At 54.1% G+C, this 6,000-nt stretch carries 4 protein-coding genes and 1 tRNA gene; 1 reads left to right on the forward strand and 4 read right to left on the reverse strand.

Annotated elements, in window-relative coordinates; genetic code table 11:
* Window positions 1-2 precede the first annotated feature (2 nt).
* Window positions 3-401, reverse strand: coding sequence for an acyl-CoA thioesterase (locus tag MKK82_RS24330; protein ID WP_243987114.1), 399 nt, complete (start codon window positions 399-401; stop codon window positions 3-5).
* A gap of 676 nt (window positions 402-1,077) precedes the next feature.
* Here MKK82_RS24330 and MKK82_RS24335 point away from each other — a divergent pair.
* Window positions 1,078-1,266, forward strand: coding sequence for a hypothetical protein (locus tag MKK82_RS24335; RefSeq protein ID WP_243987116.1), 189 nt, complete (start codon window positions 1,078-1,080; stop codon window positions 1,264-1,266).
* Window positions 1,267-1,487: 221 nt separating this feature from the next.
* On the opposite strand, the gene MKK82_RS24340 is transcribed toward MKK82_RS24335, so the two are convergent.
* The 3 genes from MKK82_RS24340 to MKK82_RS24350 form a co-directional block, all read right to left on the reverse strand.
* The gene (locus MKK82_RS24340) at window positions 1,488-3,932 is read right to left on the reverse strand and encodes an SIR2 family protein (protein WP_243987119.1); all 2,445 of its coding nucleotides are present in this window, start codon (window positions 3,930-3,932) and stop codon (window positions 1,488-1,490) included.
* Between the two features lie 505 nt (window positions 3,933-4,437).
* Window positions 4,438-5,691, reverse strand: a complete 1,254-nt coding sequence (locus MKK82_RS24345) for a site-specific integrase (RefSeq protein WP_243987122.1) — start codon at window positions 5,689-5,691, stop codon at window positions 4,438-4,440.
* Between the two features lie 170 nt (window positions 5,692-5,861).
* Window positions 5,862-5,936 (reverse strand) — tRNA-Thr (locus MKK82_RS24350).
* Between the last annotated feature and the right edge of the window lie 64 nt (window positions 5,937-6,000).

Raw genomic sequence — 6,000 nt, forward strand, 5'->3', positions numbered from 1 at the left:
CCCTACTTCGACCCATTTCCGTCCAGAGTGCGAGGCTTCCCGTCCTCATCCAGAGCCACGTAGGTGAACACACCCTCCGTGACCTTCTCCGGGTTGGTGCCACATCGGTCACGAACCCACGTCTCAATCTTGACCGCTATGGAGGTGTCGCCTTCCTCCTGAAGGGTGCAGTAGACGCTTACCTCGTCCCCGACCGAGATCGGCCGGAGGAACCGCATGGCGTCAATACTGACTGTCACGAAGCGTCCCGGGGCTCGTTGAGTGACGAAGGTGCCTCCGGCAAGATCCATTTGTGAGACGGTCCAACCTCCGAAGATGGCGCCAGAAGCGTTGGTATCCCGAGGCATGGCCACAGTGCGAAGATGAGGACCGCCTGGGACGTTCGGGATCTCGTCGGCCATAGCTGCCCTCCTCCGTCCTACAGTTCAATCCATGAGACCGCCTAAGCAGGCGGTGAGCCCTCAGTGGGCGAACTGGTCAGCAGGGTCTTGGTTCGCGGAGCCTCACGCTCGGTGTGCAGTCCAGCTTCCACTGCAGGTCAGCAAGCTGCCGTCCTGCGTCCGCCACGTGCCACGGCCGACCTCATCCCCTTCGACCTTCCCTGTCACAAGCGCCGTAGTCGCTGCCGTGGAGATTGTCCCTCGCACGGCGCCCGTCTGTGAGATCCCCCCACTGACCGAATACAAGATGCTGGAGGACACGGTTGCCTCGCCTTGTGCGACGTTCATCTCCAAGTTCAGCATTGCCGGGCACGCTCCGCTTACCGTGGTCGCCTGGATGGTCCATCGCCCATCATATTTGACTGGAACGGAAACCGGATTGCCTGCCGCCCAGGCCAGCGGAGCGCCGGTAAGCAACGTCAGGACCGCTGCGGGAAACGTGTCTCGATGCATCATGTGAACCGCTGTCTGTTCCCCCCAGGAGACACCTACGTCGGGCAGGTCGCGTAGCAAGGGCGCCAAGGACCGTAGCTGAAAGGTTCGATAAGCCCCGGCCTCACTCATCCTCACGAGGCATCGGCCATCGGAGCAGACCGCGATTGAAGAACTTGCATTGGAACACGAGAGGACGGTAGCCATGTCGCAGGCCGACACACTGATGCCCGGAGAGGATCCTGGAGCACTGATCGAGGACCCTTCACGCCTCGACGAGATCGAGTCTCCAAAAGGGGATGGGAGCAAGGACGATCCCACGTCGCTGCCGACACCCAATGTCCCGGAAGAGGATGATCCTGCTGTAAGGGACACGGAACAGGAGCCGACCTGAACCAACCGCTAAGCTAGGAACCGCTAAGCTTGGCGCAGCAAGCCTGACGAATCGCTGCCCTAGATGGGCCGCACAATGTCACAATAGGCTTTCATCGTTACACCTTTTACATTTCAAACTGAGTGCCAGTACTCTAGGGCATGTAATAGCCTAAGTGGAAAATATCGGAACTACTTTGGACCAAGGATGCCGAAGTTTTAAATGAAGATTAACCGCGCTGATTAATCTTCGACAAGATCGACCGTTTCGTATTCTGTCGCCTCAATGTTTATGTTCGAAATTCTGCGTTCAAGCCTTGCGATAGCGCGGCTCATATCAGGATCTCCAGTGCGTTCTTCGGCCTGTTTGAGCAAACTGATGGCTAAATCGAATACTTCGGTGCTGCCCGTCATTTTCGCTGTTTCAATGCCAACCTCGCAGTATGCGCTAATCACCGCATTTGCGTTTCTAAAACGACCTACAAGACCTGCGGCTAGATCCTTTGCTTTGCCCAGCAATGCGATGCGATCCTCGTCCATTACACCCCGTGTACGGGTAGCGCGGGCCGTTGCCAGCGTGATCTGATACCGCGCTGTCGGAGCGTCCACTCGGAAATCAGAACGAAAAGCTTTTATTTCTGTGTCGGCAGCGTCAAAATCGTCAAGCTCGATCAAGTTTCGGATCAGCCGATGGCGAGGAACCCTCTCTCCCGGTGCGATCGATATCATTTTACGCAGTAGCGTGTTTTGATCTTTCAGATTCGAGATGGTAGAAAGTCCGGTTTCAACATTACAGATCTCTCGGATGGTGCGTATTTCAATGTCATACGATGGCCTTATATTGTCTATCACTCTTTCAAACAGGTCATATTTCTTTGTTTTATCGTAGTATTTGTGCTCCGCTACGATCCCCATAATAACTTTATGTCTTCCTTTCCAAGAGTAGACCCCTTGCCTTTCATCGACCGTCGTTTCATGAATAATATCTTCCAAGCCCGCGAGGATGCCCGAAACGTAGGCGGGCTCCAGCCCAAGCAATCGAATCACCAACTGTCTGTGGACATGAACTCCGGCATTCTCCATCGCTGCTACAACTTTATAAACATCTTGAAGGATGCTTTCTAGCGCAGCGTATTCTCGCAGTATGATGTCGTCGAATCGGTCAGAAGAAAATATGTTTTTCAGACAGACAAATATATCTGCCTCGCAACGATGAGTTAGCCTACGCCGCCGTTCCGGCCGGGAGTAGCCCGAGAATCGCTCTTCGACTAGCGCCCTGAGAGCATCAATTGAATCTACAAGGTTAAGTAGTTTGTCTATCTCGTCGCCGATGATTTTATTGAGAGAATATGTTGTGCCCATTTTCGTGATTATGGGGCTTTTGATTCTCGGTCCCCAATTATATTTAGTCGAAGTCAAAACACACTTGAGATTGAGGCGGTTATCGCGCGATAGGCTTTCAACAAGGTCATTTATGCTGGCAAGTTCAGTGTGAGCTTCGTCAATGAACAACACTCCATTTGTGGCGCTTGCCTTTAATGTGAAAGCTACTTCTCGCCATTTACTTGGGATTAAGACCTGATCCTCTTTATGCTCCCAAGCGTGAAATCCGTGATCTAGTAGAGAAACCAATATTTGTCTCGCTGCGGTTGTTTTTCCTACACCGCTTGGACCTATTATGATGGCTATATTGTTGTCGCTAGTCCTAAACTGCTCAACGACTTGATCGCTCACGCTTCTTCGAAATGAGTGCCCCGCTCTGATGTTCGCGTAAGACGCTGGCCAGCCATTGTACATGGCGCCAAAGCTCGCCGACTGATGGCTTATGGCATGGCTTACGTCTACGGTGGCCGGCCTCAACGCGTGAATTTTGTCCAACGGATCGTTCGAGACCGATGGTGCCGTGTCAGTATCAATTCGGGTAATAAGGCCAGCGAAAAAATCGTCAAGGCCGCCAAAAACAATCTGAACTCCCCTACTTTCAAACAGAGCCGCTCTGCCCTCATCTCTCGTGTACAAGAGCAGTGTGATCCTGCTCTGAAGTCCCGCCTTGTTTGCTAACGATAAGGCGCGATTTACTACATTCTTGATATCGGGATCTGCCAATGATTGACCAATGATAATTAGGTCCGACTCTCCTATGTCTGCCTTCAATCTATCATAGAGTTGATGTCGATATTCTTCGGTGACGTCGTAGTCAGACTCGGTAAGAATTATTCTCGATCTGTCCCCTAGGCTTACATCCTTGCTTATCGTGCCGTGCAACTTAAAATACTGCGTCGACGTTGGGTCACTTCTTAGTTTGAAATCAAAATTTGTGGTGTAGGTGTCGAGAGGACGTTTCCTCCGTTTGTAAGCGTCCTCTACCAATTCGTCGTAATTCGTTGAATATATGCTCTTCCAGTCATAAAGTGGAAGATTCAGTATTGCCCCAGTTGGCTTTAAGCCTTGGAAGCAGGTTTGCAATTCTTCGATGAGGGCGCGTCGATCGCGAATCTTATGCTCTACGATGCCTGTTTGTTCGGCCAGCGAGTAATCTCGCGCGCTGATACCGAATTTATCCTCGAACTTTCTCTGTAGAACCTGGACGCTTGGCGCCCCAGAAGGGATAGATGACCCTGCGCCAAATAAAAGAACTGTCCTAGAGGGGCGAATACTTTTGACAAACGTGCTCAAATCAACGGGCATCATTAGCTCGTATGTGGCGGTCCATCCCTGCTGAACAACCTAAAGGGGTCCATTTGTCTTGTCTATACGCGCTTAGCGTGTCGACCGGCTGACGATGTTTGGTTGGCGCCGAGCTGTGCTAGCGCGAAAAATTGGTTGATGGGCTTGGGATGTTTACTGGGGTCGTGCTCGTCTTTTGGGAGCACAAGGCCATCGTCACGGACCTGATACCGGCCCTCAGGGTTGACCAGGTCATCCCCGGCGTTCCGCCCAAGAGGGATTCCAACTGTTTCGACGTAGTGCTCCGCTTCGATAGGGCTGTGCCGGACGCTCCCTGGTCATTCCGCCAACTCTCTCCCCGTTTGATGAGCGGGGACCACGACGCACCGTTCTATGAGCTTGAGAGATAGAGGCAGGGTATCGAAGGATGATCCGCCTCGGCTTCGGCTTGGCTATAGCTGAAGCTGATACCTACAGCTGGTGAGACGCTCATCCCAACAGTGATGAGAGCGTCGGATCAGGCTGTCTATCGGTCGTCCGCGCGCTTCATCCCGACCTGATAGCGTGGGAACCGGCCCATAGCATCTGCCAGCATCTTGAGGGTCGGTGTCTCGTATCGTCTACCTACCGATGCGACCTTATGGCCGGTGATAGCGTCACGTAGTCGTTCTTCGATGCCAACTCCTAGCGCCCGCGTCTTCCATGTGTGTCGCCAGCCGTGATTGGGGTCGACACCGGGATCAAGCTTGATGGTTTCACGGACCCACTTACCTACCTTGTGTCCCTGAAGCTCGCCCGGTGATGTAGACGCCCCCGTTCCGTGTCTCCGGGGATCATAGAAGAGAGGACCGGGCACACATTTTTCCACGAACGTCATGAAGCCTTGTTCGATGAGATGGCCGTGGATCGGGACAGTTCGGGGTTCGCCGGACTTGGTCACCCTCAGACGCATGAACGAGACGCCGCCTTCGGTGCAGATATCCCCACGGTGAAGGTTGGTCAGTTCGGCTATGCGCGCTCCACTGTAAGCCGCCAACCAGGGGCACCATCGACGCGACGCAGTCCGGGTTGGGTTTCGGGCTTCTGGCGTGACTTGTAGGGCCGCCGACAGGATTGCCGCTATCTCACCTTCTCGGAATGTTCGCTCCCGCTGTGCGGCGATCCTCGGCTCATCCAGGGATATGCCCGTGGCCGGGTTTGCAGACAGGAGTTGACCGGACGCACGACCAGCGCCCCACCGGAACACCGAACTGACCGCAACCAGATCGTTTTTGTTGATGGCCCGTGGGCTGATCCCCTCACGGTCTCGCCGGTGCATGACCCAACCGAATACGTCATCGCCGGTCAGCGTTCGAACGTCCCGCCCTTTGGCGAAGGCTTCGAAGGACCGGATGCTTCCACGGTAACGCTTGATCGTGTTCGGTGCCCGCTTGTCCGCTCTATCTGCCGACCATCGTTCAAATAGGTCGCCCACCGTGAGAATGGGTACGTCCGACTTGGCAAGCGAGGGGACAGATCTAGCTTCAAGCGGGATGACAGCGGTGACCGAGACAGGGCGACGATGCTTCTGCTCGTGCTCAAAGGCACTCTCATCTTCCGTGTGTGAATGCATCCCGTTTCGTTGAGATTGCCAGAACCGCTTGAGGACACCATCGGCAATAGCGTGCCGGCATCGTGCCTCTTGTTGCTCTTTCGTTCGCAATGATGTCTGGACGATGGACCCTACAGTGATGGACGCCCAAGCCTCACCGATTGGCAGGGAAAGAGTCTGGCCCTTCAACCGTAGGAACAGATCTGTGGGGGTTCGTTGGCGAAGGTGGTAGACCCCTGTCTTGGGATTCCTCCAGGGCTGGGCAATTCTGAGAGACAATGTGTGACACCGCTGTGTGAGAGTAGCGGTTATCGTCCCCTAAGACGTCGCCTAAGCCATTGTGACGGTTCGGTAAACACTGGTGCCGGTGGAGAGGATCGAACTCCCGACCTTCGGTTTACAAAACCGCTGCACTACCGCTGTGCTACACCGGCAGGCGCTCTGAAACCATTGAAGAAATTGGCGGTTTCGGCGCTTCGAGGAGCTTTTGACTACGTT

The organism is Methylobacterium sp. E-046 (assembly GCF_022829625.1).
GTDB lineage: Bacteria > Pseudomonadota > Alphaproteobacteria > Rhizobiales > Beijerinckiaceae > Methylobacterium > Methylobacterium longum.

What these genes read in the sequence shown, in the direction of transcription:
- MKK82_RS24330 (WP_243987114.1), bottom strand. Translation starts at nt 401, where the DNA reads ATGGCCGACGAGATCCCGAACGTCCCAGGCGGTCCTCATCTTCGCACT.
- MKK82_RS24335 (WP_243987116.1), top strand. Translation starts at nt 1,078, where the DNA reads ATGTCGCAGGCCGACACACTGATGCCCGGAGAGGATCCTGGAGCACTG.
- MKK82_RS24340 (WP_243987119.1), bottom strand. Translation starts at nt 3,932, where the DNA reads ATGCCCGTTGATTTGAGCACGTTTGTCAAAAGTATTCGCCCCTCTAGG.